Below are 23,633 nucleotides of genomic sequence, written 5' to 3' on the forward strand. Positions count from 1 at the left end.
AGAGACCTGTCCATGCTGCGAAACGGCCTCCTCGCCGCCCTGGGCGACGCGGGCGACCTGCTCAGCCCGCACCTGCGCGACGTGACCCTGCGCGCGGGCGCGGTGCTCTGCGAGCCCGGCGACGACCTCGCCTTCGTCTACTTCCTGCACGAGGGTGCGGTCTCCAAGCTCGCGGCGTTCGAGAGCGGCGCCGAGATCGAATGCGCCCTGATCGGCCGCGAGGGCGCGGTGGGCGCGGCGGCGGTGTTCGGCGTCCGCCAATCGCTGACCCGCGACGTCTGTCTCGTCGAGGCTCGGGCCTCCCGCATCGAGGCCGAGCGGCTGCGGCAGGCCTGCGCCCGCTCGGCGGTGATCGACCAGGCCCTGCGCCAATACGTGCTGAAGAAGTTCTACGCCGCCATGCGCAGCGGCGCCTGCAACGGCCAGCACCCGGTGGAGCAGCGGCTGCCGCGCTGGCTGCTGGCGGCTTCCGACGCCCTCGGATCGGCCGAGATCGTCCTGCCGCAGGACGCGGTCGCCCGCATGCTCGGCGTCCAGCGCAGCTCGGTGAACCCGGTGCTGCAGGACCTGCAGGCCGCCGGCATCGTGGCCCTCGGGCGGGGCCGGCTCACCCTCCTCGACCGGCCGCGGCTGCTCGGCCGCGCCTGCGAATGCTATGCCGCCGTGCGCGGCGAGGCGGCGCCCTTCGCCTCGTATGGCCGCGGTTAGGCGCGCAAGCGTCGCTTGCGTCCAGGACCGGACAGACCGCAAGCTTCCCTTACGTCAACTTGCGGCTCCAGCGCCCGCAGAGGCGCCGATCATCGGGCGGCCCGCGGCGCCCAGGCGGGAGGACCGATGCGCATCCTGAAGATCCTGCCGGCCGGCCCCGGCTGCTGGCAGCTCACTGGCCTCGGCGAGCCCACCTATTTCCGCTCTGGGCGCGCGGCCGAGGCGACCGGGCGCCGGCTCGCCTCGGCCGCGGCCGTCCAGGGGCCGGTCGAGTTGCAGGTCTACGACCTGAGCGGCGGCCTGGCCGGCAAGCTGCGGTTCAACGGCGCCGCCTGAGCCCAGCGTCCAGGTTGGACTGCCGCCGCTTGCGCGCACCCAGGCGACGGCGAAGCCGTGCGGATGGCTGCCGCGTAGCCGATGGGGGCGGAGCTTGCGGCGCTCCCGCCGACGCCGGACGGAACGTCGGCCGCGCGCCTTCCGGCGCGCGGCCTTTCCCTATTTCGCGGCGACAGCCTTCGCGCGACGGCCGCGCTTGGCGGGCGCGGGCGCGGGCGCCGCCGCCCGCTGCTGGCGGCCCAGTTGGCCGAGCCCCAGGCTCTTGGCCATCTGCGAGCGTGCGGCGCTGTAGTTGGGCGAGACCATCGGATAGTCGCGCGGCAGGTTCCACTTCTCGCGATACTGCTCGGGCGTCAGTCCGCGTGTCGCCAGATGGCGCTTGAGCGTCTTGTACGGCTTGCCGTCTTCGAAGCTGACCAGGGCCGCAGGCGTGATCGACTTGCGGATTTGGGCGGGGGTGGCTCGGACCTGAGCCTCCGGAGCGGTTTCGGCGGCCGGCTCGGCGGCCGCTTCTTCGACCGTCGCCTCGCCAAGACTGTTCAGGCTGGCGGCGATCTCGCGGATCACACTGGAGATCTCAGACTGCGGCACGTGCGAGTTCGAGAAATAGGCCGCCGCCACTTCCGCGACGATTTCCTTGAAACGATCACCTTCGGCCATCCCGCCCGCTCCTGTTGTCCAGCGCGAGCGTTTAGCGGGCGAAGCACTTGCTCGCAAGTCTTGGCGTGACCCGGTCGTCCCCGGCGAAGACCTGGGCACGCAATATTAGGTGAGGCGGCTATAGTTCCCGACTCAATAGACGCCGGTTTTCGCGCTTAGGCTCGCCGGGTGTTTACCTTGTCGGCGCCCGCCTCAAGCGACGGTCGCCACGGCGCACAACACCTCGCCCGCAGCCAAGGGCAGGTAGAGCCGGGCCAGGCGCACCCGGCGCCCGGCCAGGCTCAGCGTCGCCTCGACCAGGATCTCGCGGCCGGTTTCGTCGGCCGCCTGCGCCTCGCACGCCGCCGCCTCCTCGCCAGCCGACAGGGCCCGGGCGGACTCGCCCACAAAGGCGCCGCCATAGAGCTCCGCCAGCCGGGCGTCGGCCGCATCGATCCGCCAGCCGCCCGGGTCCTCCAGCCGCAGCCAGGCGACCGGGGCCTCGCGACCGCGCAAGGCCTCGGCCGGCACGACGCCGCCATGGGTGCGCCAGGCCTCGATCAGCCGGTGCAAATGCGGATGCCGCGTAGCGATCAAGTCCGTCATCCTCGTCTCCCCGCGTTCAACCAGATTTTCTGATTACCAGATTTTCCGGTTACTGGCTCTGTCGGCCTCAACCTCGCCGACGCGGGCGTATGTCCAAGACCTTACGCTCCCTTCGCCAGCAGCGCCTCATCGAACTCCTGGTCGAACGCCGCAAGCAGGCGGGCCTCAGTCAGGCTGTGCTGGCCGACAAGCTCGGCCGCTATCAGTCGGTGGTCGCCGCCATCGAATCCGGGGGCCGTCGCCTCGATGTGGTCGAGTTCCTGGAGCTGGCCGAGGTGCTGGGCTTCGACCCGCACGAGATCCTCGACCTCGTGCGAGCGACGCCACGCAGACCCGCCTGACCCGCCGAACGCCGGTCAATCATGATGGGCGGCGAGCCTCATCCCCGCTGAAGCCCCTCTCGAAGACCGAGCGCGCCTGACGCTGGCCGACGCCGCTGCGCGGTCAAGCCCGGCCCGCACCTGCAACCGGGTTGGGCCTGACCGCGCAGCTGAACCGCGTCGGCCCCGCCTCCTGCGCCCTCGCTCCGAGAGCTTCAGCCAAGGGAGGCCCGCCATGACCGTCATCATCACGCCTGAGGAACGGGTCCAGCTCCTCGCCAACGGCGCGCGCAGCGCAGCCGGCGAGGACATCGATCCCTTCCCGGTCCTCAAGCTGTTCACGCCCGACGCCAACGCCACATGGCTGCTGACCGAGCTCGATCCCGAGGATCCTGATATCGCCTTCGGCCTTTGCGACCTCGGCATGGGGTTTCCGGAGCTGGGCGGGGTGCGGCTGTCGGAGATCACCTCCGTCCGCGGCCCGCTCGGGCTGCCCGTTGAGCGCGACCTGTGGTTCAAGGCAAACAAGCCACTAAGCCACTACGCCGAGGCGGCGCGAGCGAGCGGCGGCATCCGCGCCTAGGGCGCCGTGCAGACGCGTCCTGCCCTCCGGCGGGGCGCGTTTTCCGCTTTTGCGTATCGGCGGAATGGGGGGCTTGCGGGTCTACGGGACGTCGGCGGATCGGGCCACGCCATACCCGGTGGCTGCGAGGGAGCCGAGCGGCTATCTACGCGCCGGTGAAACCGTTCCTCGATCTCGTCGGCCGCTCCGGCGCCTCCTATCGGCTGAAGCTGGCCGCGCCCGACCGGTTGCCGACCACTGCCGGCAACTTCGTGTTCCTGCGCGCCTCGGCCAGCGGCGAGCAGGTGGTCTGCTGCGGCACGGCCAGGAGCTTGACCCGCGCGGCCGGCCTCTGGACCACGGCGGTCGAACAGCACCGGGCGAACCGCATCTATGTCCGGCTCAATGTCTCGCGCGAGGCGCGCGAACGGGAGCACGAGGATCTCCTCGGCGCCCTGCAACCGGTGATGGTCGCGGCCGAGCTGGACTGAGCGGACAAGCCGCTCGCCTTCTCCCGGCGCAAAACGGGGCGATATGGGCCTCGGCTAGGTTCGAATCCGGACCTCGCCGGCTCACCTGGTCATGCGGTCCGGACGCCAGGGAACGGCCTCCCGTCGCAACCCCACCCAGGCGGACCTCTCCTGGCCTGATCTAGCCGAGGGTTAAGCGGCTGACGCCGCCGATCCTTGGCCGCAACGGCGGGCGGCGACTTTCTTCCCCTGCCGGCTGCGCCGACATTCCTCGCGCCAGGCAACAAAGTCGCCGCCCGCCGTCCTTCGCTGACGCTGCGGGGCTGGCGCCTGCGGGTCGGACCGCCCTCGGCCGGTCGATCGCCATCGAGGCCGCGATGGGCGCGGCTCGAAACTGAGGAGACAAGCCATGGCGACCATCGGAACCTTCCAGAAGAGCGACACCGGCTACGCCGGCTCGATCAAGACCCTGACCCTCGACGTCAAGCGGGCCCAGTTCCGCGCGGTGGAGAAGGAGAACGACAAGGCCCCCGACTTCCGCATCTTCGCCGACAAGACCGAGTTCGGCGCGGCCTGGAAGAAGACCTCCCGCGAGAACCGCGACTACCTCTCGGTCAAGCTGGACGATCCGAGCTTCTCCGCGCCGATCTACGCCTCGCTGGTCGAAACCGAGGACGGCATGAGCCTGATCTGGTCGCGCAGCCGCACGGCCGATTGAGCCCCCGGAGCCCCGCCGCCGGGCGGGGCTCCCCCGTCCGCAGAGCCGCCGATGCGGAAATCCGCCGATCCGGACCTACGGCCTTGCGTGAAAGCCCGAGAGCACTATCTCCCATCACACGCGGAACGTGCGCCGCGTCGCCTGGGAGTTGTCGATGCCGCGCGCCGCCTATCTCTACCTGCTGGCCCTGGATGGCGCGGGTCTGGCCTGGGAATACCTCCGCCGCGATCCGGCCTATCGCGCCAGCTGGCGGCGCGACCCCGCCGCGCGATGGAGGTTGCGATGTCCCAGAGGACCCCAGCCTCGACGCCCGCGACGCGGCGCCCGCCTGGGGACCTGATCCGGCCACGTCGGTTCGACTGGTCCGCGCCGAGGACGCGGGGCCCGAGGCGCCGACCTTCGACCTCTGGGCCCTGCCCGGCCGCAAGCGCCTGGTCCACGACGGTGCGCGCCTGACCCTGGCCGGTGACGCGCCGGCCGGACCGATCCGCGCCGTGCTCACCGCCGACCTGGCGCACGGTCGACCCTACGGCTACGCCGTTCCGGCCGGCGAGGCGGCCCGCGAGCGTCTCGGCGCCATCGAGGCCTTCCAACACCGGGCCCGCCGCGCCGCCGCCGTCGCCCGCCCGTTCGACCGCGGTGCGATGGCCCACCTGAAGGCGATCCAGGCGCTGGACGCCCAGGCCGCCGGCGCGGCGCACCGGGAGATCGCCGCGGCCCTCTTCGGCCACGCGGCGGTGGCCGGCCGCTGGTCGCCCGACGGCGACCTGCGCGCCCAGGTTCGCGATGCGCTGGCCCGCGGCCGGGCGTTCCGCGACGGCCGCTGGCGCGAGCTCGTGTGGCCGTCGGCGAGAGGGAGATTTTCCGAGGACGCCCAATCTCCCTGATGCGCGCGCCCAAGCCCCTCCACCCTGGCTGCGGCCTGCGGAGCCCCGCTCCGCCGCGACCGAGGACGAGGACATCCCATGGGCGAGACGACGCCGGCGCGCCGCTACCTCAGCAATGACGAGGCGGCCGAGTATCTGAAGCTCTCGCCGCGCACGCTTGAAAAGCAGCGGGTGATCGGCGGCGGGCCGAAGTTCCGCAAGTTCGGCCGGCGCGTGGTCTATGCGCTCGCCGACCTGGAGGCGTGGGCCGAGGCGCGCGCCTGCGACACCACCTCCGACCCCCGTTACGTCACGCTGCGCTGAGCCGCCGCCGTGCCCCGCAGCACTGTCCTTGCGCCTCGGCAGCTGGAGCTGTTTCGCGCGCTCGGCGGCGAGTTCGCCCCCCGCGACGCCCAGGACCTCATGGCCTATCCCTTCTTCAGCCTGGCCAAGACGCCACGCACCGCGCCGATCGACTACCGGGCCGGCGGGGTCTCGATCCGGGTGGAGGCCACCGCCGAGCACGGCATGGCCACCATCTGGGACGCCGACGTGCTGATCTGGGCGGCGAGCCAGATCGTCGAGGCGCGCGATGCAGGCCTGCGCCCCTCGCGGCTGATGGCGGCGACCCCCTACCAGATCCTGGCCTTCATCGGACGCGGGGTGGGGGCTCGCGACTACCAGCGGCTGAAGGCGGCCTTGGACCGGCTGCAGTCGACGACCGTGGCGACCAGCCTGCGGCAGCCGACCAGCCGCCGGCTGCACCGCTTCTCCTGGATCAACGAATGGAAGGAAACCGCCGACGGGGCGGGCCGGCCGCTCGGCCTGGAGCTCGTCCTGCCCGACTGGTTCTTCGCCGGCGTGCTCGACCAGGCGCTGGTGCTCTCCATCGACCGGGCCTATTTCGAGCTCACCGGCGGGCTGGAGCGCTGGCTCTACCGGCTGGTGCGCAAGCATGGCGGGCGCCAGTCCGGCGGCTGGTGTTTCGACTTCCGCCACCTGCACGCCAAGTCCGGCAGTCTCGCCCGCTTCTCCAACTTCGCCTTCGAGCTCCGCGCCATCGCCGCGCGCCAGCCCCTGCCGGGATACCGGCTGCGGGTGCGGGCCCTGCGCGGCGGCGGCGAGGCCCTGGTCTTCGCGCCGGTGGCCCGCGACCCGCTGGCGCGGCTGGCGGTCCAGCTCGAGGCGCGCGCCTTCGCGGAGGACGAGCTGTGAATCCCCTCGTGCTATCGCGGGCGGCGGCTATCGTGCCATCAGGGGCGCCAACCACGTGCTATCGCGGGCGCCGACTGGGCCTAAGCCGTTGCGGCGGCTCGCAAATTCGGCCGCCTAACGATTCTAACCCAGACTCCTTCGGAGTCTGTCTAACGGGGCCACCCCCGTGATCGTGGCCCTACTCAACCAGAAGGGCGGGGTCGGCAAGACCACGCTGGCCCTGCACCTGGCCGGCGCCTGGGCCGCGCTCGGCCGGCGCACGGTGGTGATCGACGCCGACCCGCAGGGCTCGGCGCTCGACTGGAGCCAGGCCCGGGCCGGGGCCGGCGCGCCGCGGCTGTTCGGGGTGGTGGGCTTGGCCCGCGAGACCCTGCACCGCGAGGCCGGCGAGCTCGCCCGCGGCCTCGACCATGTGGTGATCGACGGCCCGCCGCGGGTGACGGCGCTCGCCCGCTCGGCGCTGCTGGCCGCCGACCTGGTGCTGATCCCGGTGCAGCCCTCGCCGCTCGACGGCTGGGCCTCGGCCGAGATGCTGCGGCTGCTCGAGGAGGCGCGTGTCTTCCGGCCGCAGCTGCGCGCCCGCTTCGTGCTCAACCGCTGCGCCGCCCGCACGGTGATCGCCCGCGACACCGCTGCGGCCTTGGCCGAGAGCCAGCCCGCGCCGCTCATCGCCCGCATCGGGCAGCGGGTGATCTATCCGGAAAGCGCCGCGCAGGGGCGGCTCGCCTTCGAGCTGGACCCTGAGGGGCCGGCCGCGGCGGAGGTCGCCGCGTTCGCCATGGAAGTGCTGGAGGTCGGGCGTTGAGCGATCGCCCCGCCTTCGCCCAGAGGCCAGGCCAGGCCGAGGCCTGGGTCCGCGCCGCCGGGCCCGTCACCGCCGGCAAGGCCGAGCTGTTCACGGCCCGGCTGACCATCGATGTGACGCCGCAGCTGCGCGGCCGGATCAAGGTCGCCGCCTTCCAGCGCGGGCTCACCGTCGCCGAGATGCTGCGGGCCATGCTGGAGGACGCCTTCGGCGAGCCGCCGACGGCCGGAGATGCGCCATGAGCGCGCTCACCCGGGTGGAGCTGCTGTTCTGGCCAGGCCGCCTCAACGACCGGCTGCGGTTCGGCGCCCCGGTCGCCGAGCGGCGCCTGGACCGCCGCCGCGCCCAGACCTTCTTCGCCCCTGGCCAGCGGTTCGCCTTCGTCCGCTGGCGGGCCGGTGACTGCGGGACCGAGGTCTGGCGGCTGTGGGTGCTGCGCGCGGTCGCGCCGGACGAGGCCGCCGCCACGATCGCCGGCGTGGCGCCCGGCGCGGCGATCCTGGTCGCCGCCGCCGGCGACGGCCCGGTGAAGCGGGCGCTGGCGCTGATCGACGCCATCGAGGCCGCCGGCGCCGATCCGGCCCAGGCGCCGGAGGCCTACTGGCGCATGGCGGCCAACCGGCTGGCGGTGCGGCGACCCCTGCGGGTCTACGGCGCCGCCGAGCAGGGCTGGGCGGTGCGGCTGGAGCCGCTGTCGTGAACCCCGGCGGCCGCGAGGTGCTGGTCGCGAGCGCCTTGGCCTTCGGTCTGTTGACGGCGGCAAGCGCCGCATCGCGCCCCATCCTGGTGGCTTACAACGCCACCGCCAGCGCCCCCCGCGGCTGGTATCGCATCACACCGCTAGACGTTCCTGCGAGCGGCCAGCTGGTCCTCACCCGCCTGCCGCGCGCGCCTGAAGCGCTCGCCGATGCGCGGCGCTACCTGCCGGCCGGCGTCCCCCTGATCAAGCCGGTGGCCGCCGGCCCGGGCGCCCGCGTCTGCCGGCTGGGGGCGCGGGTTGCGATCGACGGCCGGCTGGCGGCGCGGGCCCGCTTGCGCGACCGGGCGGGGCGACCGCTGCCGGTCTGGCGGGGCTGCCGTCGGCTCGGCGAAGGCGAGGTCTTCCTGCTGTCCGACCGGCCCGACAGCTTCGACGGCCGCTATTTCGGGCCCACGCCGACGGGCCTGATCCTCGGCGAGGCGCGGCCGCTATGGACCTGGTGAGCCTCGCCGCGGCGGTGGCGACGGCGTCCGCGCCAGCCGCACAGCCCTATGCCGCCCATGTGGCCGAGGCCGCCCGGCGGTTCGACCTTCCCGAAGCCTGGATCTGGGCGGTGCTGCGGGCCGAGAGCGCTGGCCGGCCCTGGGCCGTCTCGCCCAAAGGCGCCATGGGTCTGATGCAGCTGATGCCCGCCACCTATGCCGAGCTGCGGGTCCGCCATGGCCTCGGCCCCGATCCGTTCCAGCCGCGCGACAACATCCTGGCGGGCGCCGCCTACCTGCGCCAGATGTTCGACCTCTACGGCGCGCCGGGCTTTCTGGCCGCCTACAACGCCGGTCCCGGCCGCATGGACGCCCACCTGGCTGGGCGGCCGCTGCCCGCCGAGACCCGCGCCTATGTCGCGGGCCTGGCGCCGCGGCTCGGGCTCTCCGGGTCATCACCGCCCCAGGTCCGCCCGGGAACCGCGCCGCTGTTCGCCGTCCGCACGATGATCGCCAACCCACCCACGGCTCCGGCGTGGGGCGCCGGCGGGATGTTCGTCCCCTTGGCCGCCGCCCATGTGCAGGACTGATCCCCAGCCGCCGGAGCGCGGTCGAATCTCGATAGGTCTTGAGGGCAAGATTAAAGCCGCCACCTCGTCCAGGGGTCGATGGCCTTGTCTGCACATGGGGATCGGCGGCGCCAGTCGCCGCGACGCGCGCGCGGCGGGTCACGGCATCGACCTCTGGCGCCTCGTCCTTTCGCGAGGTTGGCCCCCTCGAACGCGCTGGACCGCCCATGGCCCGCGGCGCTGACGAGGACCGCTTTCGGCCGCGGCCAGGGCGGGCGCGGGCCGGCGGGACGCCGCCGCGCCGGTTCACCAGCCAGGTGCTGCAGGCGGCGCAGAAGGCCGGCGTCGGGGTGGCCTCGCGGCTGGGCCGTAAGCCCGGCCGGGGTGGCATCAACGGCCGCGGCCGGGTCGCCGCCCGGATGCTGGAGGGCCGCCTCGGCGCCAAGAGCCGCCGGGTGGTGGTCAAGGCCCGGCTGGTGGTGCTGGCCAGGGCCGCGCCGGGCTCGGCGGCCGCCCACCTGCGCTACATCCGCCGCGACGGGGTCGCGCCGCAGGGAGAGCCCGGCCAGCCCTACGGTCCCAGCGCAGACCGCGCCGACGGCGAAGCCTTCCTGGAACGCGGCCGGGACGACCGCCACCAGTTCCGGTTCATCGTCTCCCCGGAGGACGCCCAGGCGGTCGGCGCGGCCTTCACCCGCCGATTGATGGGCCAGGTGGAGGCGGACCTCGGGACCCGGCTGGACTGGATCGCCGTCGACCACCACGACACGGACAATCCCCACACCCACCTGATCGTCCGCGGCGTCGACGACCAGGGCCGCGACCTGGTCATCGCCCGCGACTACATCGCCCACGGCTTCCGGCTGCGCGCCTCGATGCTCGCGACCGAGCTCCTGGGTCCGCAGAGCGAGCGCGAGCTCGCCGAACGCATGGCCCGGGAGGTGGAGGCTGAGCGCTGGACGTCCCTCGACCGCCGCTTGGCCGAACAGGCGCGGGCGGGCGGGGTGGCGCTGGACGGCGACGACCGCCTGCTGCGCGGCCGGCTGGCGACCCTGGAGCGGCTGGGCCTCGCCCAGCCCGTCGCCGGCGGCTGGCGGTTGCGGGGCGACTTCGAGCCCACCCTGCGGGCCATGGGCGAGCGCGGCGACATCCTGCGCGCCCTGCAGCGCGCGTTTTCCGAGCCGCGGCCACTTGAGATCCTGCATGCGGACGCCGCCCCCAGGGTCGGGATTGGCCGGATCGTCGCCAAGGGCCTGGCCGACGAGCTTTCCGGGCGCGGCTACCTCGTCCTCGACGGGCTCGACGGCAGGGGCCGCTATCTGGCCCTGCCCGCGGGCGCCGAGCTGGCGGACTTCCCGAAGGGCGCCGTGGTCGAGGTCCGGGCGGGCGCCGCCGGCCCTCGGGCCGCCGACCGGGCCTTGGCGGCCGCGGCCGAGGCCGGCCTCTACCGGCCGAGCCGTCGTCTCGACCAGCTTCGCGCGGAGGGCGGCGGCCCCGATCCCGACGCCATGGTGCGCGCCCACGTCCGCCGGCTCGAAGCCATGCGCCGCGCCGGGATCGCCGAGCGGCTCGACACCGATCTCTGGCGCCTCCCAGCCGATTTCCTGGACCGCGCGGCGGCCCATGACGCCGGCCGCTTCGGCGCGCTCAGGGTCGAGGTGCTGGCGGTGGAGCCGCCCGAGCGCCTTGCCCGGGCCATCGGCGCCACCTGGCTGGACCGGGCGCTGATCGCGGGCCTGCGTCCGGCGGCGAGCGGCTTCGGAGCCGAGGCGCAGGCGGCGCTGGACATCCGCCGCGATTTCCTGGTCGGGCAGGGCCTCGCGACCCGCCGGGGCCCGAGCGTGCGTCTGGACCGCGACCTGCTGGCGACCCTGCGCCGGCGCGAGCTGGCGGGCGTCGGCGCGCGGATCGCGGCGGAGAGCGGGCTCGCGCACCGCGAGCCGGCGCCCGGCGACACGGTGCGCGGGACCTATCGCCGCTCCCTCACCCTGGTCAGCGGCCGCTTCGCCATGATCGACGATGGCCTGGGCTTTTCCCTGGTCCCCTGGCGGCCGGTGCTGGCCAGGCGGCTGGGACAGGCCGTCGAGGGCGCGATCGGTCGCGGCGGGGGCGTCGACTGGACCTTCGGGCGCTCGCGCGGACTCAACCTTTAGATCTATTTTCAGGGTCGGCGAGCCCGGCCCGGCGCGCTCGGATTTCCTTAAGATTGACCGGGTCTTACCCCTGGCCTCGGCGGTCAGGGGCGATACCCGCTTGGTCTTTGACGCACTGCAACAAGCCCGACGAACCTGCAGCCTCCGCGTGTGCAGCTTCGGAAGGGCGGTATGACGCCGACCAAGATCCTGTTCGGCCAGATCCTTGTGGTGTTCGCCGCCGCGCTTGGCGCGGTCTGGGCGGCCACCCAGTGGACCGCAGCCGCGCTGGGCCACCAGGCGGCGCTGGGCGAGGCTTGGTTCCGCCTGCTGGGCGCGCCGCTCTACGCCCCCTGGTCGCTGTTTCCCTGGTGGTTCGCCTACGGCGCCTATGCGCCGCGCCTGTTCGAGACCGGCGGCCTGATCGCCGCCAGCGGCGGGATCCTCGGGGCGAGCCTGGCGGTGGCGGGCTCGGTCTGGCGCGCGCGCCAGTCGCGGCTGGTCACCACCTACGGCTCGGCCCGCTGGGCGCAGCGGCGGGACCTCGCCCGCGCCGGGCTGCTGCCGCCGGCCGGCGTGTTCCTGGGCAAGGCCGGGTCCGACTATCTGCGCCACGACGGGCCGGAGCACGTGATGGCCTTCGCCCCCACCCGCTCCGGCAAGGGCGTGGGCCTGGTGGTGCCGACCCTGCTCAGCTGGAGCGGCAGCTGCGTGGTGCACGACATCAAGGGCGAGAACTGGACGCTCACCGCCGGCTTCCGCGCGCGGTTCTCCCACGCCCTGCTGTTCAATCCCACCGATCGGCGCTCGGCCGCCTACAACCCGCTGCTGGAGGTCCGCCGCGGGGCGCAGGAGGTCCGCGACGTCCAGAACATCGCCGACATCCTGGTCGACCCGGAAGGCTCGATCGAGAAGCGCAACCACTGGGAAAAGACCAGCCACGCGTTGCTGGTCGGCGCCATCCTCCACGTCCTCTATGCGGAGCCCGACAAGACGCTCCGCGGCGTGGCGAACTTCCTCTCCGACCCGGCGCGGCCGTTCGAGCGGACGCTCAAGGTGATGCTGACCACCGCGCACCTCGGCGCGGCGGGCGTCCACCCCGTTGTCGCCGGCGCGGCGCGCGAGGTGCTGAACAAGTCGGAGAACGAGCGCTCGGGCGTGCTCTCCACCGCCATGAGCTTCCTGGGCCTCTATCGCGATCCGACCGTCGCGCTGGTGACCGAGCGTTGCGACTGGCGGATCGCCGACCTGGTCTCGGCCGCCCATCCGCTCAGCCTCTATCTGGTGGTCCCGCCGTCGGACATCAGTCGCACCAAGCCGCTGATCCGGTTGATCCTCAACCAGATCGGCCGGCGGCTGACCGAGGAGTTGGAGGCGACGCCGAAGGACAAGGCCGCGCGGCGTCGCCAGGTCCTGCTGATGCTCGACGAGTTCCCGGCGCTCGGGCGGCTCGACTTCTTCGAGTCGGCGCTGGCCTTCATGGCCGGATATGGCCTGCGGGCCTTCCTGATCGCCCAGTCGCTCAACCAGATCGAGAAGGCCTACGGCCCCAACAACGCGATCCTCGACAACTGCCATGTGCGAGTGACCTTCGCGACCAACGACGAGCGCACGGCGAAGCGGATCTCCGACGCACTCGGCACGGCCACCGAGCTGCGCGCCCAGAAGAACTACGCCGGCCACCGGCTCTCCCCCTGGCTCGGCCACCTGATGGTCAGCCGCCAGGAGACCGCGCGGGCGCTGCTCACCCCCGGCGAGGTGATGCAACTGCCGCCGGACGAGGAGATCGTCATGGTCTCCGGGCATCCGCCGGCGCGGGCGAAGAAGCTGCGCTACTACGAGGACGCCAACTTCCGCCCCCGCCTCGCGCCGCCACCGCTGCTTTCGGCAGAGGGCTACGCCGACCGCCCGGCGAGCCGGGCCGACGACTGGACCGGCCTCACCGCGCCGGTGTTCGACGCGCGGATCGACGGCGCATCGGCGTCGGAGGCCGAGGACGGCGCCCAGCGCCGCCAGCCGGAGCTGGATGTCCCGCCGGCGGTCCTGGACGAAGCGGACCCGGCCGACGAGCTCACCCGGCTGGACGAGGACTTCGTGGGCGCCGAGGCTTCGCCGTTCGCTCCGGACCGCCGGCTGCAAGCCGCCGCCCGTCTGGCGGCGCTCGATCCCGACGACGGGATCGCCCTGTGACCCGGCCGCCCATCCCTCGCGCGCGCCTCAGCGTCTATCTCGAGCCCGACGCCGAGCAGCGCCTGGCCGAGGTCGCCGCGCTGAAGGGGCTTTCCAAGTCCTCGATCGTCGCCGCGGCGCTCTGGTCCTACCTGACGCCGGACGGCGGCGACCGGCGCGAGGCGGCGATCGCGGGGCGACTGGACCGGCTCTCGCGGCAGTTCGACCGCCTGGAGCGCGACCAGACCATCCTCATCGAGACCGTCGCCCTCTTCGTGCGCCACAGCCTCACCGTCACGGCGCCGCTGCCGCCGGCCCACCAGGCGGCGGCGGTGGCGCAGGGGCGCGAGCGGTTCCGCCAGTTCGTCGACCAGCTGGCCCGGCGGCTGCAGCGCGGCGCCAGCCTGGTGAAGGACGTCCACGCCGAGATCTGCCCCGACGAGAGCCGTTTCTTCCGGCTGGCGGACGTGGTGAGCGAGCCCGAACCGGGCGAGGGCGCGCCTGCGGCGGAGCCGGCGTCATGAACGGCCCCGCCGACATCGCCGTCGCGCGTCAGGTGCGGATGCTGAGGACGGCGCTCGGGCCCGCCATCGCCGCGGCCCTGGCCGACCCCGACGTGGTCGAGGTGCTGGTCAATCCGGACGGGACGCTCTGGACCGACCGGCTCTCGCGCGGCCGCGCCCACACCGGCCTCTTCATCTCGCCGGAGGACGCCGAGCGCATCATCCGGGTGGTCGCACACCATGTGGGGGCGGAGGTGGACCGCCGACGGCCGATCCTCTCGGCCGAGCTGCCCCAAAGTGGCGAAGGTCTCGGCGGCGAGCGCTTCGAAGGCGTGCTGCCGCCGGTGACAGCTGCGCCGTCGTTCGCCATCCGCAAGCGCGCCAGCCTGGTCTTCAGCCTCGACGCTTACGTGGCCGATGGCGTGATGAGCGCCGAGCAGGCCGCGGCGCTCCGGCTCGCCGTGCGCGAGCGGCTGAACATCGTCATCGCCGGAGCGACCTCCACCGGCAAGACCACGCTCGCCAACGCCCTGCTGGACGAGGTGGCCCGCACCGGCGACCGGGTGATCATCCTGGAGGACACCCGCGAGCTGCAGTCGCTTTCCGACGACCAGGTGCCGCTGCGCACCCAGCCCGGCGTCGCCTCCATGGCCGAGCTGGTCCGTTCCACGCTCAGGCTGCGTCCCGACCGCATCGTCATCGGCGAGGTGCGCGGGCCCGAGGCGCTGGACCTGCTGAAGGCCTGGGGCACCGGCCATCCGGGCGGCATCGCCACCCTGCACGCCGGCTCGGCGGCCGGCGCGCTCACCCGGCTGGAGCAGCTGGTGCAGGAAGCCGTGGTCGGCGTGCCCCGCGCCCTGATCGCCGAGGCGGTGGACGTCATCGTGCTGATCGCCGGCCGCGGCGGCGCGCGCCGCGTGCGCGAGCTCGTCCGGGTCACCGGCCTGACGGCCGACGGCTACCGGCTCGAGCCCCTCATCCCCGCCCACCACTCCCCAGGAGACACGCCATGACGACGAAGCGGATCTACGGAAATGTCGATAGCCGGTTCTGCGGATCGGCGGCTCTACGGGTTTCCGCGATCGCGGCCCTCACCCTTTGGCCGGCCGCGGCGCTCGCCGCCGGCGCCTCCATGCCCTGGGAGCAGCCGCTGCAGCAGATCCTGGCCTCCATCGAAGGCCCGGTGGCCAAGATCCTGGCGGTGATCGTGATCATCATCACCGGCCTGACCCTGGCCTTCGGCGACAGCTCCGGCGGCTTCCGCAAGCTGATCCAGATCGTCTTCGGCCTTTCGATCGCCTTTGCCGCCTCTTCCTTCTTCCTCTCCTTCTTCAGCTTCGCCGGTGGGGCCGTGGTCTGATGACCGCCGCGGATGGCCTGCCGGACGGCTTCCCCTCTGGATTTGAAGTCCCGCTGCACCGGGCGCTCACCGAGCCGATCCTGCTCGGCGGCGCGCCGCGCGCCGCGGCGATCGCGGTCGGCACCCTGGCCGCCGCGGTCGGCATCGGCCTGCAGCTCTGGGTGGCTGGTGGCCTGATCTGGCTGCTCGGCCATGGCCTGGCGGTGTGGGGGGCGCGGGCCGATCCGCTGTTCGTGGAGGTGTTCGCCCGCCACCTGAAGCAGCGCCCTCTGCTGGACGCCTGAGATGCATCTGGCCGAATACCGCAAGCGCCCGGCCTGCCTCGCCGACTGGCTGCCCTGGGCCGGGCTGGTCGCCCCCGGCGTGGTGCTGAACAAGGACGGCGGCTTCCAGCGCAGCGCCCGCTTCCGGGGGCCCGACCTGGCCTCGGCCAGTGAGGCCGAACTGGTGGCGGTCTCCGCACGGCTCAACAATGCGCTGAAGCGCCTGGGCTCCGGCTGGGCGCTCTTCGTCGAGGCCGAGCGGCGCCCGGCCGCGCCCTATCCGGCCGCCGAGTTCGCCGAGCCCCTGGCCTGGCTGATCGACGAGGAGCGACGAGCGGCGTTCGACGCCGCGGGCGAGCTCTTCGAGAGCGCCTACACCCTGACCGTCGTCTACTTGCCGCCGGAGGAGGCGCGCGCCCGCGCCGGGGCCCTGTTGTTCGAGAACACAGAGCCGCGGCAGGCCGATTGGCGCGGCCAGCTCGCCCGCTACGTGGACCAGACCGAGCGCATCTCTGACCTGCTCGAGGGCGTGCTGCCGGAGTTCGCCTGGCTGGGCGACGGCGAGACCCTGACCTATCTGCACGGCACGGTCTCGACGCGGCGCCATCCCGTCGCGGTCCCGGAGGCGCCGGTCTATCTCGACGCCCTGCTGGCCGATGCGCCCCTGGTCACCGGCCTGAAGCCCAAGCTCGGCGCGGCGTCCTTGAGGACCCTGACGGTGCGGGGCTTCCCGGCCGCCACCTGGCCGGGGCTGCTCGACGAGCTCAATTGCCTGGCCTTCCCCTATCGCTGGGTCGTGCGTTTCCTGTTCCTCGACAAGGCCGAGGCCGAGCGCGAGCTCGGCAGGCGGCGGCGCCAGTGGTTCGCCAAGCGCAAGGGCGTGGCGACCCTGTTGCGCGAGACGCTGTTCCGCGAGGAGAGCCAGCTGGTGGACTCCGACGCGGCCAACAAGGCGGCCGACGCCGACGACGCCCTGCAGGCCCTGGGGTCGGACGCCGTGGGTTTTGGCTATCTGACCGCCACGGTCAGCGTCTGGGACGCGGACGCCGAGGTCGCCGAGGCGCGGCTGCGCGAGGCCGAGCGGATGATCCAGGCCCGCGGCTTCGTCACCATCCCCGAGACCCTGAACGCCGTGGAGGCCTGGCTCTCGTCCATCCCCGGCCAGGTCTACGCCAATGTCCGCACCCCGGTGGTCTCGACCCTGAACCTCGCCCACCTGATGCCGGTCTCGGCGGTCTGGGCCGGTCCGGAGCGCAACGCCCATCTGGACGGCCCGCCGCTGCTGATCACCCGCACCGAGGGGGCGACGCCCTTTAGGCTCACCACCCATGTGGGCGACGTGGGCCACGCCCTGGTGGTAGGCCCCACGGGCGCCGGCAAATCGGTGCTGCTGGCCCTGCTGGTCCTGCAGTTCCGCAAATACGCCGATGCGCAGATCAGCGTCTTCGACAAGGGTGGCTCGATCCGCGCGGCCGTGCTCGGGCTGGGCGGCGCCTGGCACGACCTGGGGGACTCCGGCGGGCCGGCCTTCCAGCCCCTGCGCGGCATCGACGATCCCGCGACCCTGGCCTGGGCCGCCGGCTGGGTCGCGGGGCTGCTGGCGCAGGAAGGCGTCAGCCTGGAGCCGGAGGTGAAGGACGCCGTCTGGCGGGCGCTCTCCAGCCTGGCCTCCGCGCCGGTGGAGGAGCGGACCCTCACCGGCCTTTCGATCCTGATGTCCTCGGCGCGCCTGCGCCAGGCGCTCGCCCCCTACACCGTCGCCGGCCCCCACGGCCGGCTGCTGGACGCCGACACGGAGCGTTGGAGCCTTGGCGACCTGCAGGCCTTCGAGATGGAGGCGCTGATGCGCGCGCCCGGCCTGGCGGCCGCCGTGCTCGCCTACCTGTTCCACCGGATTGAGCTCAGCTTCACCGGGGCGCCGGGCCTGCTGGTGCTCGACGAGGCCTGGGTGTTCCTCGACAACCCGCTGTTCGCCCGGCGCATCCGCGACTGGCTGAAGACCCTGCGCAAGAAAAACGTCGCCGTGGTGTTCGCCACCCAGTCCCTGGCCGACATCCAGGCCAGCGCCATCGCGCCTTCGATCGTCGAGAGCTGCCCGACCCGGATCTTCCTGCCCGCACCCCAGGCGCTCGAGCCGCAACTCACGCCGCTCTATGCCGGCTTCGGGCTCAATCCGCGGCAGATCGAGATCGTCGCCCACGCCCGGGGGAAGCGCGACTACTACCTGGCCTCGCCGCTCGGGAACCGGCTGTTCGAGCTCGGCCTCGGCGAGCTCGCCCTGGCCTTCGCCGGCGCCTCCACCCCCGCCGACCACGCCGGCATGGATGAGCTCGTGGCCAGCGCGCCCGGCCCCGCCTTCGCCCCGGCCTGGCTGCGATGCCGCGGCCTCGCCTGGGCCGCCGAGCTGATCGATCCCCAACCCCCAGCGTCTGAGGAGACCTGACCCATGCGCAAGACCCCCAGCTCGCGATTGAAGGCCCTGGCCGCCGCCGCGGCCCTGGCCATCGCCGCCGCCGCCCCGGCCCAGGCCCTGGTGGTGTTCGACCCCAGCAACTACGCGCAGAACCTGCTCACCGCGGCGCGGACCCTGCAGCAGATCAACAACCAGATCACCTCGCTGCAGAACGAGGCCCAGTTGCTGCTCAACGGGGCCAAGAACCTCACCAGCCTCAACTTCACCGCCCTGGCCGAGCTCAAGACCAATCTCGCCCGCACCCGGGCCCTGATCGACCAGGCCAAGGGCCTGGCCTTCGAGGTTTCCAAGCTGGAGGCGAAGTTCACGTCGCTCTACCCGGACGGCTATCCCGCCGGCGCCACCGGCGCGGCCCTGGCGACGGGGGCCCAGAACCGCTGGAGCGCCTCGCTGGAATCGCTGCGCACCGCCATGCAGGTGCAGGCCGAGGTGTCGGGCCAGATTGCCGCCGACGAGGCGACCCTCTCCGAGATCAGCTCGCGCAGCAGCGCGGCGGTCGGCGTGCTGCAGGCGACCCAGGCCACCAATGAGCTGCTGGCGCTTGGCGCCAAGCAGGCCATGCAGGGCCAGCAACTGGCCTTGGCGGAAGGTCGCGCCGCGGCCTCCGAGGCGGCCCGGGCGCTGGCGGCCGAGGCCCGGGCCAAGGCGGTGCGCGCCCAGTTCGCCGGGGCGCCCGCGGCCTATGCGCCGCTGCCGGTCAAGGCGTTCGGGCGGTGAAGCTGGGCTTGATCCTGGCGGGCGCCCTCGCCGCGGCGGCGTGTGATCGCCGGCCCGTCGCGCCCGCCGACCGCCCGGCCGAGGTCCCGCGGCGCGCGGCCGCGCCCTCAGCGCTGGTGGCGCGCCTCGCCGCCGATCGGGCCGCGCTGGAAGCGGCCCGCGCGACCTGCAGGGCGCAGGCGGCGCAGGCGACCCCGGAGCTCTGCGCCGCGGTCGCGGAAGCCACGCGGCGGCGGTTCCTGGGGAAGACCCAGCCCTATGCGCCGGCGCCGGTCGACGCCGTCTCGGAGGGGGGCTGAGCCATGGACAATGTCAATGTCATCGACCGCTTCACCAACACCTTCGCCGGCTACATCGATTCCGGCTTCGGCCTGGTGGACGGCGAGGTGTCGAGCCTGGCCGCCACCCTGATCGCCATCGACATGACCCTGGCCGGGCTCTTCTGGGCGCTGGGCGGGGCCGACGACGTCATCGCCCGGCTGATCAAGAAGGTGCTCTATGTGGGCGCCTTCGCCTTCATCATCGGCAATTTCAACGCCCTGGCCGGGATCATCTTCCGCTCCTTCGCCGGCCTGGGGCTGCAGGCCTCCGGCGGGACGATCAGCGAGGCCGATCTCTTGCAGCCGGGGCGGTTGGCGGCCGTCGGCGTCGAGGCCGGGCGACCGTTCTATGAGGCCATCGGCCAGCTCGCCGGGTTCCCCGACGTCTTCGCCAACCTCGACACCATCGCCGTCCTCATCCTCGCCTTCCTGGTGGTGGTGCTGAGCTTCTTCATCCTGGCGGTGCAGGTGTTCGTGGCGATTATCGAGTTCAAGCTCACCACGCTCGCCGGCTTCGTCCTGGTCCCCTTCGCGCTCTGGACCAAGACGTCGTTCCTGGCCGAGAAGGTGCTGGGCAATGTGATGGCCTCGGGGGTGAAGATCCTCGTCCTGGCGGTGATCGTCGGCATCGGCACGGGCCTCTTCGCCGAGTTCAAGGCGCCGGCCGGGACCGAGCCCACCTTCGACCAGGCCCTGGCCCTGATCCTGGCGTCCATCACCTTCTTGGGTCTCGGGATCTTCGGTCCGGCCATCGCCGGCGGGCTGATTTCCGGGGCGCCGCAGCTGGGCGCCGGCGCCGCGGTGGGCGCCACGGCCGCCGCGGCCGGCCTGGTGGTCGCCGGCGGCGCGGGCGCCATGGCCGCCGGGCGCCTCGCCGGCGGCGGCGTTGCGGCGGCGACCCGCCTCTCGGCCAGCGCCCGCGGCGCCTATGCGGCCGGCGCCGCCGGCCGGACCGGCGTCAGCGGCGTGGCGGGCGGCCTGGCGGGCGTCGCCCGCGCCGGGGCCGCCGCCGCCAAGGGCGGCGGGCAGGGAGCCGACACCGCACCAGCCTGGGCGGCCAAGCTCAAGCGCGACCAGACCTGGCGCCACGCCGCGTCCGGCGCGGCCCACGCCCTGCGCGCCGGCGACCATGGAGGCTCCGGCGCCGCCCCCACCCTGCGCGATCCGGAGACTTGAGATCATGCGCTTCCGACGATCTTCCGTGCGCTATGGCGAGACGCCCGAGCCCGCCACCCCCTACCAGCGGGCCGGCCAGGTCTGGGACGAGCGGCTGGGCTCGGCGCGTGTGCAGGCGAAGAACTGGCGGCTGATGGCCTTCGGCTGCCTGGCCCTGGCCATGGGCTCGGCCGCGGGCCTGGTCTGGCAGGGCTCGCGGGCCAGCGTCACCCCCTATGTCGTGGAGGTGGACCACGCGGGGCAGGTGCGGGCCGTGGCTCCGGCCGCCGAGGCCTACAGGCCCACCGACGCCCAGATCGCCTTCCACCTTGCCCGCTTCATCACCGCGGTCCGGGCGCTTCCGAGCGATCCGGTGGTGGTGCGGCAGAACTGGCTGGAGGCCTACGACTTCACCACCGACCGCGGGGCGATTGCGCTCAACGACTACGCCCGGCGCGAAGACCCCTTCGCCAGGCTGGGCCGCACGTCCATCGCCGTGGAGGTGACCAGCGTGGTGCGGGCCTCGCCCGGCTCGTTCCAGGTCCGCTGGATCGAGCGGTCCTATGTCGACGGGGCGCTCTCCGCCAGTGAACGCTGGACCGCGATCGTCGGCGTCGTGCTGCAGCCGCCGCGCACCGAGGCCAAGCTGCGCAAGAACCCGCTCGGCGTCTATGTCGACGCCCTCAACTGGAGCCGGGAGCTCGGCTCCCCCCAAGGGGACCGCCCATGAACCGAAAGCTTCTTCCCGCCCTGGCCTCGCTGCTGGCGCTCGTCCCCGCGGGCGTTGGCGCCGCCCCGCCGGCCGCGCACCCGGTCCCGGCGGCGGTGGAATCAGCCGCCCAGGTCTGGCCCTATGCGGCCGGGACGGTCTACCCGGTCCAGGCCAGCCCCGGCCGGGTCACCGACATCGCCCTGCAGCCGGGCGAGAAGCTGGTCTCGGTGTCGGCCGGCGACACCGCCCGCTGGATCATCGGCGACACCTCCAGCGGCTCGGGCGCCGACGCCCGCGCCCACGTGCTGGTGAAGCCGACCGCCTCCGGCCTTGCGACCAACCTCCTGCTGCACACCGACCGACGCACCTACCATCTGGAGCTGACGGCGCGTCCCACGGGCTGGATGGCCGCCGCGGGTTGGCGCTATCCCGAGGGCGAGCTGATCGCGGTGAAGGCCGCCGAGGCGCAGGCCCAGGCGGCCGCGCCGGTGGCCGATGGCGTGGCTCTCGAGCGCCTGAACTTCGGCTACGTCCTCCGCGGCGACAAGCCGGCCTGGCGCCCGGTACTGGCCTTCGACGACGGCGCGCGGACCTATATCCGCTTCCCAGACGCGCCGGACGAGCTGCCGCCGCTGTTCGTGCTGGGCCCCAAGGGCGAGGCCCAGCTGGTCAACTATCGGGCCCGTCCGCCCTATTATGTGGTCGACGGCCTGTTCGCCGCCGCCGAGCTGCGCCTGGGGACCGGCAAGCAGGTCCGGGTTCGCATCGAGCGGAGCGGGCGAGCGGGGCGTGGCCGGCGATGAGCGCGGGCAAGGAGCCGCCCGAGGCCCTGGCGCTGCGGGCCAGGCCGAAGCCGGTGACCCGCCTTTCCCGCAAGGCGCTCGCTGTCCTGCTGGGCGCCGCCGCCCTGCTGGTGCTCGCGGGCGCGGTCTGGGCGCTGCGCCCGCCGGTCCATTTCGGCGGCCCGCCGGAACCGCTCTACTCCACCGACCGCCGCACGGCCGCCGAGGGCCTGGCCGCGCTGCCGCGCGACTATGCGGAGGCCAGACCCGCCCCGCCGCAGCTCGGCCCGCCGCTGCCCGGCGACCTCGGCCCGGCCATGCTGAACGCTCAGGCCGAGGGGCGCATGCCGTCCCCCCGCGGCGCGAGCGCCGCCGAGGCAGAGCGCGAACGGCTGCGGAAGGGGGGCGAGGATGCGCTCGCCTCGCCCCTGCTCGCCAAGACTGCCGGCCGGACTGCCCCGGCGCCGAGCCTCGGCCCCGACGTCGCCCCGCTTCTGGGCGGCCTACCACCGGCCACGAGCGGGCAGACCCGCCGCGAAGCCTTCCTCGCCGCGCCGAGCGACGTCGCGACCGTCTCGCCGCATCGCCTGCAGGGGCCGGCCTCGCCGCACAGCCTGATGGCCGGAACGATGATCCCCGCCGCCCTGGTCAGCGGGCTCAACGCCGACCTGCCGGGTCTCGTGATCGCCACGGTGACGGCGCCGGTGTTCGACAGCCTCAGCGGCCGCGCGCTTCTGATCCCGCAAGGTGCGCGCCTGATCGGGACCTATGACAGCGAGGTGGGCTTCGGCGAGGACCGCGCCCTGGTGGTCTGGACCCGGCTCATCCTGCCCAACGGCCGCTCGATGGTGCTCGACCGGCTGCCGGCGACGGACGCCCAGGGCCAGGCTGGCTTGGCTGACCGTGTGGACCGCCACTGGCGCCGGCTGGCGGCCGGGGCGGCGCTCTCGACCCTGGTCGGCGTCGGCGCAGAGCTCGCCGCCCCGGAGCGGGGCGGCGACGACGGCGTGGTGATCGTCGCCGCCCGCGGCGGGCTGCAGGACGGCGCCAGCCAGGTGGGCCAGCAGCTCACCCGGCGAAATCTCGAGGTGAAACCCACCCTCACCGTGCGGCCGGGCTTCCGCCTCCACGTCCTCGTCAGCCGCGACCTGGTGCTGGAGCCCTACGCCGATTGATCCTCGCCGGCGAGCTTGGCGAGCGCCAGGGCCCGCGCGGCGACGGGGGAGGGATCGTCGCGCCGCAGGGTCATCCAGGTGGTCAGCACCGCACCCGGCTCCTCGAACGGGCGCATCGTCACCGGGTCGGAGACTTCGATGCCGGACAGGGGCGCCAGCGCGAGGCCCGCTCCGCTGGCGGCCAGGCGCAGCGCGCTCTGCGGACTTCCCGCCAGCAGCGGCTCATGTGCATCGATCCCCGCTCGCGCGAGCACCGCGTGGAGCTGGGCCGCCGCCCCGGGGAAGATCGCCGGATCCGGCAGCACCCAGCGCGCCTCCCGGTGATGCGAGAGCCGGGTCGGCGTGCGATCGTCCGCGCGGTCGGCGGCCACCAGCATCAGGGGCTCGGACCACACCGGCTCGCCCGCGAACTCGGCCGCCGGCGGCGGCGAGAAGCTCAGCACGGCGTCGAGCGCGCCGCGCGCCAGCAGGTCGAGGAGTTCGGCGGCCGAGCGTTCGCGCAGCACCACCGGCAGCGGCGGCTCGGACGCGGCGGCGAGCCGCATGAGCCGGCCGAAGCTCGGGCCGGCGCCGCTCTCCGCCAAGCCGAGCCGCAGGGGCGCGGCCTTGGCCGTGGCGAAGGCCTGGACGTCGGCGATCGAGGTCTCGATGTCGTCGAGAATCCGCCGCGCATGGCCCATCAGCCGCTCGCCGGCGGGCGTGAGCCGCGTCGAGCGGCTCGTGCGGTGGAAGAGCCGCACCCGCAGGTCCGCCTCCAGGTCGCGGATCTGCCGGCTGAGCGGCGACTGCTCGATGCCCAGCCGCGCGGCGGCCCGGGCGAAATGCAGTTCCTCGGCGAGCGCCAGGAAATAGCGCAGGTGGCGAAGCTCCATGGGC

At 73.4% G+C, this 23,633-nt stretch carries 31 protein-coding genes; 28 read left to right on the forward strand and 3 right to left on the reverse strand.

All coding sequences use genetic code 11. The annotated features are described in order from the left end of the window. Window positions 1–12: 12 nt before the first annotated feature. Both Q8Q88_RS06285 and Q8Q88_RS06290 read left to right on the forward strand, forming a co-directional pair. Window positions 13–708 carry a Crp/Fnr family transcriptional regulator gene (locus Q8Q88_RS06285; RefSeq protein ID WP_305674344.1) on the forward strand — a complete coding sequence of 232 codons (696 nt, stop codon included), beginning with the start codon at window positions 13–15 and terminating at the stop codon, window positions 706–708. Between the two features lie 126 nt (window positions 709–834). Then, window positions 835–1,044 carry a hypothetical protein gene (locus Q8Q88_RS06290; RefSeq protein WP_305674345.1) on the forward strand — a complete coding sequence of 70 codons (210 nt, stop codon included), beginning with the start codon at window positions 835–837 and terminating at the stop codon, window positions 1,042–1,044. 159 nt (window positions 1,045–1,203) lie between these two features. On the opposite strand, the gene Q8Q88_RS06295 is transcribed toward Q8Q88_RS06290, so the two are convergent. Continuing rightward, the gene (locus tag Q8Q88_RS06295) at window positions 1,204–1,704 is read right to left on the reverse strand and encodes a MucR family transcriptional regulator (protein WP_305674346.1); all 501 of its coding nucleotides are present in this window, start codon (window positions 1,702–1,704) and stop codon (window positions 1,204–1,206) included. Between the two features lie 192 nt (window positions 1,705–1,896). Continuing rightward, window positions 1,897–2,289: a hypothetical protein gene (locus tag Q8Q88_RS06300; protein ID WP_305674347.1), complete on the reverse strand. Its 393-nt coding sequence runs from the start codon at window positions 2,287–2,289 to the stop codon at window positions 1,897–1,899. A gap of 89 nt (window positions 2,290–2,378) precedes the next feature. Between Q8Q88_RS06300 and Q8Q88_RS06305 the strand changes: the two genes are divergently transcribed. From Q8Q88_RS06305 to Q8Q88_RS06425, 26 genes are all read left to right on the forward strand, one after another. Continuing rightward, complete coding sequence (locus tag Q8Q88_RS06305) at window positions 2,379–2,630, forward strand: helix-turn-helix transcriptional regulator (protein WP_305674348.1); 252 nt, start codon at window positions 2,379–2,381, stop codon at window positions 2,628–2,630. A gap of 214 nt (window positions 2,631–2,844) precedes the next feature. After that, window positions 2,845–3,192: a DUF2958 domain-containing protein gene (locus Q8Q88_RS06310; protein ID WP_305674349.1), complete on the forward strand. Its 348-nt coding sequence runs from the start codon at window positions 2,845–2,847 to the stop codon at window positions 3,190–3,192. A 155-nt stretch (window positions 3,193–3,347) separates the two neighbouring features. Next, complete coding sequence (locus Q8Q88_RS06315; protein WP_305674350.1) at window positions 3,348–3,662, forward strand: hypothetical protein; 315 nt, start codon at window positions 3,348–3,350, stop codon at window positions 3,660–3,662. A 388-nt stretch (window positions 3,663–4,050) separates the two neighbouring features. After that, window positions 4,051–4,359: a DUF736 domain-containing protein gene (locus Q8Q88_RS06320; RefSeq protein WP_305674351.1), complete on the forward strand. Its 309-nt coding sequence runs from the start codon at window positions 4,051–4,053 to the stop codon at window positions 4,357–4,359. A 154-nt stretch (window positions 4,360–4,513) separates the two neighbouring features. After that, entirely contained in the window at window positions 4,514–4,699 is a 186-nt protein-coding gene (locus Q8Q88_RS24685; RefSeq protein WP_371129818.1) for a transcriptional regulator domain-containing protein, read from the forward strand. A gap of 19 nt (window positions 4,700–4,718) precedes the next feature. Continuing rightward, window positions 4,719–5,246: a DNA -binding domain-containing protein gene (locus Q8Q88_RS06325; protein WP_371129819.1), complete on the forward strand. Its 528-nt coding sequence runs from the start codon at window positions 4,719–4,721 to the stop codon at window positions 5,244–5,246. 78 nt (window positions 5,247–5,324) lie between these two features. Continuing rightward, complete coding sequence (locus tag Q8Q88_RS06330; RefSeq protein ID WP_305674353.1) at window positions 5,325–5,549, forward strand: AlpA family transcriptional regulator; 225 nt, start codon at window positions 5,325–5,327, stop codon at window positions 5,547–5,549. A 9-nt stretch (window positions 5,550–5,558) separates the two neighbouring features. Beyond that, complete coding sequence (locus Q8Q88_RS06335; RefSeq protein WP_305674354.1) at window positions 5,559–6,440, forward strand: replication initiator protein A; 882 nt, start codon at window positions 5,559–5,561, stop codon at window positions 6,438–6,440. Between the two features lie 166 nt (window positions 6,441–6,606). Then, window positions 6,607–7,245, forward strand: a complete 639-nt coding sequence (gene parA / locus Q8Q88_RS06340; protein WP_305674355.1) for a ParA family partition ATPase — start codon at window positions 6,607–6,609, stop codon at window positions 7,243–7,245. Beyond that, complete coding sequence (locus tag Q8Q88_RS06345; RefSeq protein WP_305674356.1) at window positions 7,242–7,487, forward strand: hypothetical protein; 246 nt, start codon at window positions 7,242–7,244, stop codon at window positions 7,485–7,487. Before parA ends, Q8Q88_RS06345 begins: the two co-directional genes overlap by 4 nt. After that, window positions 7,484–7,945, forward strand: a complete 462-nt coding sequence (locus tag Q8Q88_RS06350; RefSeq protein WP_305674357.1) for a DUF2840 domain-containing protein — start codon at window positions 7,484–7,486, stop codon at window positions 7,943–7,945. Before Q8Q88_RS06345 ends, Q8Q88_RS06350 begins: the two co-directional genes overlap by 4 nt. After that, a complete protein-coding gene (locus Q8Q88_RS06355; protein ID WP_305674358.1) occupies window positions 7,942–8,448 on the forward strand; it encodes a S26 family signal peptidase in 507 nt (168 codons plus the stop codon). Before Q8Q88_RS06350 ends, Q8Q88_RS06355 begins: the two co-directional genes overlap by 4 nt. Beyond that, on the forward strand, window positions 8,436–9,017 hold the full coding sequence (locus Q8Q88_RS06360; RefSeq protein WP_305674359.1) for a lytic transglycosylase domain-containing protein: 582 nt from the start codon (window positions 8,436–8,438) through the stop codon (window positions 9,015–9,017). Before Q8Q88_RS06355 ends, Q8Q88_RS06360 begins: the two co-directional genes overlap by 13 nt. Before the next feature lie 206 nt (window positions 9,018–9,223). Continuing rightward, window positions 9,224–11,149, forward strand: coding sequence for a DUF3363 domain-containing protein (locus Q8Q88_RS06365; RefSeq protein WP_305674360.1), 1,926 nt, complete (start codon window positions 9,224–9,226; stop codon window positions 11,147–11,149). Window positions 11,150–11,320: 171 nt separating this feature from the next. Continuing rightward, window positions 11,321–13,318, forward strand: coding sequence for a conjugal transfer protein TraG (locus Q8Q88_RS06370; protein ID WP_305674361.1), 1,998 nt, complete (start codon window positions 11,321–11,323; stop codon window positions 13,316–13,318). 11 nt (window positions 13,319–13,329) lie between these two features. Next, entirely contained in the window at window positions 13,330–13,821 is a 492-nt protein-coding gene (locus Q8Q88_RS06375; RefSeq protein WP_305674400.1) for a CopG family transcriptional regulator, read from the forward strand. Next, window positions 13,818–14,813, forward strand: a complete 996-nt coding sequence (trbB, locus tag Q8Q88_RS06380; protein ID WP_305674362.1) for a P-type conjugative transfer ATPase TrbB — start codon at window positions 13,818–13,820, stop codon at window positions 14,811–14,813. The genes Q8Q88_RS06375 and trbB overlap by 4 nt, the downstream gene beginning before the upstream one ends. Next, window positions 14,810–15,160 carry a TrbC/VirB2 family protein gene (locus Q8Q88_RS06385; protein ID WP_305674363.1) on the forward strand — a complete coding sequence of 117 codons (351 nt, stop codon included), beginning with the start codon at window positions 14,810–14,812 and terminating at the stop codon, window positions 15,158–15,160. Before trbB ends, Q8Q88_RS06385 begins: the two co-directional genes overlap by 4 nt. Next, on the forward strand, window positions 15,160–15,444 hold the full coding sequence (locus Q8Q88_RS06390; protein WP_305674364.1) for a VirB3 family type IV secretion system protein: 285 nt from the start codon (window positions 15,160–15,162) through the stop codon (window positions 15,442–15,444). Before Q8Q88_RS06385 ends, Q8Q88_RS06390 begins: the two co-directional genes overlap by 1 nt. A 1-nt stretch (window position 15,445) precedes the next feature. Beyond that, a complete protein-coding gene (trbE, locus tag Q8Q88_RS06395; RefSeq protein ID WP_305674365.1) occupies window positions 15,446–17,866 on the forward strand; it encodes a conjugal transfer protein TrbE in 2,421 nt (806 codons plus the stop codon). Window positions 17,867–17,869: 3 nt separating this feature from the next. Then, window positions 17,870–18,613 carry a P-type conjugative transfer protein TrbJ gene (gene trbJ / locus Q8Q88_RS06400; protein ID WP_305674366.1) on the forward strand — a complete coding sequence of 248 codons (744 nt, stop codon included), beginning with the start codon at window positions 17,870–17,872 and terminating at the stop codon, window positions 18,611–18,613. After that, window positions 18,610–18,912 carry a hypothetical protein gene (locus tag Q8Q88_RS06405; RefSeq protein WP_305674367.1) on the forward strand — a complete coding sequence of 101 codons (303 nt, stop codon included), beginning with the start codon at window positions 18,610–18,612 and terminating at the stop codon, window positions 18,910–18,912. The genes trbJ and Q8Q88_RS06405 overlap by 4 nt, the downstream gene beginning before the upstream one ends. Before the next feature lie 3 nt (window positions 18,913–18,915). Next, window positions 18,916–20,109 carry a P-type conjugative transfer protein TrbL gene (gene trbL, locus Q8Q88_RS06410; protein WP_305674368.1) on the forward strand — a complete coding sequence of 398 codons (1,194 nt, stop codon included), beginning with the start codon at window positions 18,916–18,918 and terminating at the stop codon, window positions 20,107–20,109. A gap of 4 nt (window positions 20,110–20,113) precedes the next feature. After that, complete coding sequence (trbF, locus tag Q8Q88_RS06415; protein WP_305674369.1) at window positions 20,114–20,818, forward strand: conjugal transfer protein TrbF; 705 nt, start codon at window positions 20,114–20,116, stop codon at window positions 20,816–20,818. Then, entirely contained in the window at window positions 20,815–21,603 is a 789-nt protein-coding gene (gene trbG, locus Q8Q88_RS06420) for a P-type conjugative transfer protein TrbG (RefSeq protein ID WP_305674370.1), read from the forward strand. The genes trbF and trbG overlap by 4 nt, the downstream gene beginning before the upstream one ends. Further along, window positions 21,600–22,757, forward strand: coding sequence for a TrbI/VirB10 family protein (locus tag Q8Q88_RS06425; RefSeq protein WP_305674371.1), 1,158 nt, complete (start codon window positions 21,600–21,602; stop codon window positions 22,755–22,757). The genes trbG and Q8Q88_RS06425 overlap by 4 nt, the downstream gene beginning before the upstream one ends. Here the strand turns inward: Q8Q88_RS06425 and Q8Q88_RS06430 are convergent. Further along, window positions 22,745–23,629 (reverse strand): LysR family transcriptional regulator, encoded by an 885-nt coding sequence (locus Q8Q88_RS06430; RefSeq protein WP_305674372.1) that lies wholly within the window; start codon window positions 23,627–23,629, stop codon window positions 22,745–22,747. The genes Q8Q88_RS06425 and Q8Q88_RS06430 overlap by 13 nt on opposite strands. Window positions 23,630–23,633: the final 4 nt, after the last annotated feature.

Source organism: Phenylobacterium sp., from assembly GCF_030697925.1.
Lineage (GTDB): Bacteria > Pseudomonadota > Alphaproteobacteria > Caulobacterales > Caulobacteraceae > Phenylobacterium.

What these genes read in the sequence shown, in the direction of transcription:
- Q8Q88_RS06430 (WP_305674372.1), bottom strand. Translation starts at nt 23,629, where the DNA reads ATGGAGCTTCGCCACCTGCGCTATTTCCTGGCGCTCGCCGAGGAACTG.
- trbE (WP_305674365.1), top strand. Translation starts at nt 15,446, where the DNA reads ATGCATCTGGCCGAATACCGCAAGCGCCCGGCCTGCCTCGCCGACTGG.
- trbB (WP_305674362.1), top strand. Translation starts at nt 13,818, where the DNA reads ATGAACGGCCCCGCCGACATCGCCGTCGCGCGTCAGGTGCGGATGCTG.
- trbG (WP_305674370.1), top strand. Translation starts at nt 20,815, where the DNA reads ATGAACCGAAAGCTTCTTCCCGCCCTGGCCTCGCTGCTGGCGCTCGTC.
- Q8Q88_RS06310 (WP_305674349.1), top strand. Translation starts at nt 2,845, where the DNA reads ATGACCGTCATCATCACGCCTGAGGAACGGGTCCAGCTCCTCGCCAAC.
- Q8Q88_RS06365 (WP_305674360.1), top strand. Translation starts at nt 9,224, where the DNA reads ATGGCCCGCGGCGCTGACGAGGACCGCTTTCGGCCGCGGCCAGGGCGG.
- Q8Q88_RS24685 (WP_371129818.1), top strand. Translation starts at nt 4,514, where the DNA reads ATGCCGCGCGCCGCCTATCTCTACCTGCTGGCCCTGGATGGCGCGGGT.
- Q8Q88_RS06425 (WP_305674371.1), top strand. Translation starts at nt 21,600, where the DNA reads ATGAGCGCGGGCAAGGAGCCGCCCGAGGCCCTGGCGCTGCGGGCCAGG.
- Q8Q88_RS06285 (WP_305674344.1), top strand. Translation starts at nt 13, where the DNA reads ATGCTGCGAAACGGCCTCCTCGCCGCCCTGGGCGACGCGGGCGACCTG.
- Q8Q88_RS06390 (WP_305674364.1), top strand. Translation starts at nt 15,160, where the DNA reads ATGACCGCCGCGGATGGCCTGCCGGACGGCTTCCCCTCTGGATTTGAA.
- Q8Q88_RS06300 (WP_305674347.1), bottom strand. Translation starts at nt 2,289, where the DNA reads ATGACGGACTTGATCGCTACGCGGCATCCGCATTTGCACCGGCTGATC.
- Q8Q88_RS06320 (WP_305674351.1), top strand. Translation starts at nt 4,051, where the DNA reads ATGGCGACCATCGGAACCTTCCAGAAGAGCGACACCGGCTACGCCGGC.
- Q8Q88_RS06360 (WP_305674359.1), top strand. Translation starts at nt 8,436, where the DNA reads ATGGACCTGGTGAGCCTCGCCGCGGCGGTGGCGACGGCGTCCGCGCCA.
- Q8Q88_RS06385 (WP_305674363.1), top strand. Translation starts at nt 14,810, where the DNA reads ATGACGACGAAGCGGATCTACGGAAATGTCGATAGCCGGTTCTGCGGA.
- trbF (WP_305674369.1), top strand. Translation starts at nt 20,114, where the DNA reads ATGCGCTTCCGACGATCTTCCGTGCGCTATGGCGAGACGCCCGAGCCC.
- trbL (WP_305674368.1), top strand. Translation starts at nt 18,916, where the DNA reads ATGGACAATGTCAATGTCATCGACCGCTTCACCAACACCTTCGCCGGC.
- Q8Q88_RS06290 (WP_305674345.1), top strand. Translation starts at nt 835, where the DNA reads ATGCGCATCCTGAAGATCCTGCCGGCCGGCCCCGGCTGCTGGCAGCTC.
- trbJ (WP_305674366.1), top strand. Translation starts at nt 17,870, where the DNA reads ATGCGCAAGACCCCCAGCTCGCGATTGAAGGCCCTGGCCGCCGCCGCG.
- Q8Q88_RS06370 (WP_305674361.1), top strand. Translation starts at nt 11,321, where the DNA reads ATGACGCCGACCAAGATCCTGTTCGGCCAGATCCTTGTGGTGTTCGCC.
- Q8Q88_RS06305 (WP_305674348.1), top strand. Translation starts at nt 2,379, where the DNA reads ATGTCCAAGACCTTACGCTCCCTTCGCCAGCAGCGCCTCATCGAACTC.
- Q8Q88_RS06350 (WP_305674357.1), top strand. Translation starts at nt 7,484, where the DNA reads ATGAGCGCGCTCACCCGGGTGGAGCTGCTGTTCTGGCCAGGCCGCCTC.
- Q8Q88_RS06330 (WP_305674353.1), top strand. Translation starts at nt 5,325, where the DNA reads ATGGGCGAGACGACGCCGGCGCGCCGCTACCTCAGCAATGACGAGGCG.
- Q8Q88_RS06295 (WP_305674346.1), bottom strand. Translation starts at nt 1,704, where the DNA reads ATGGCCGAAGGTGATCGTTTCAAGGAAATCGTCGCGGAAGTGGCGGCG.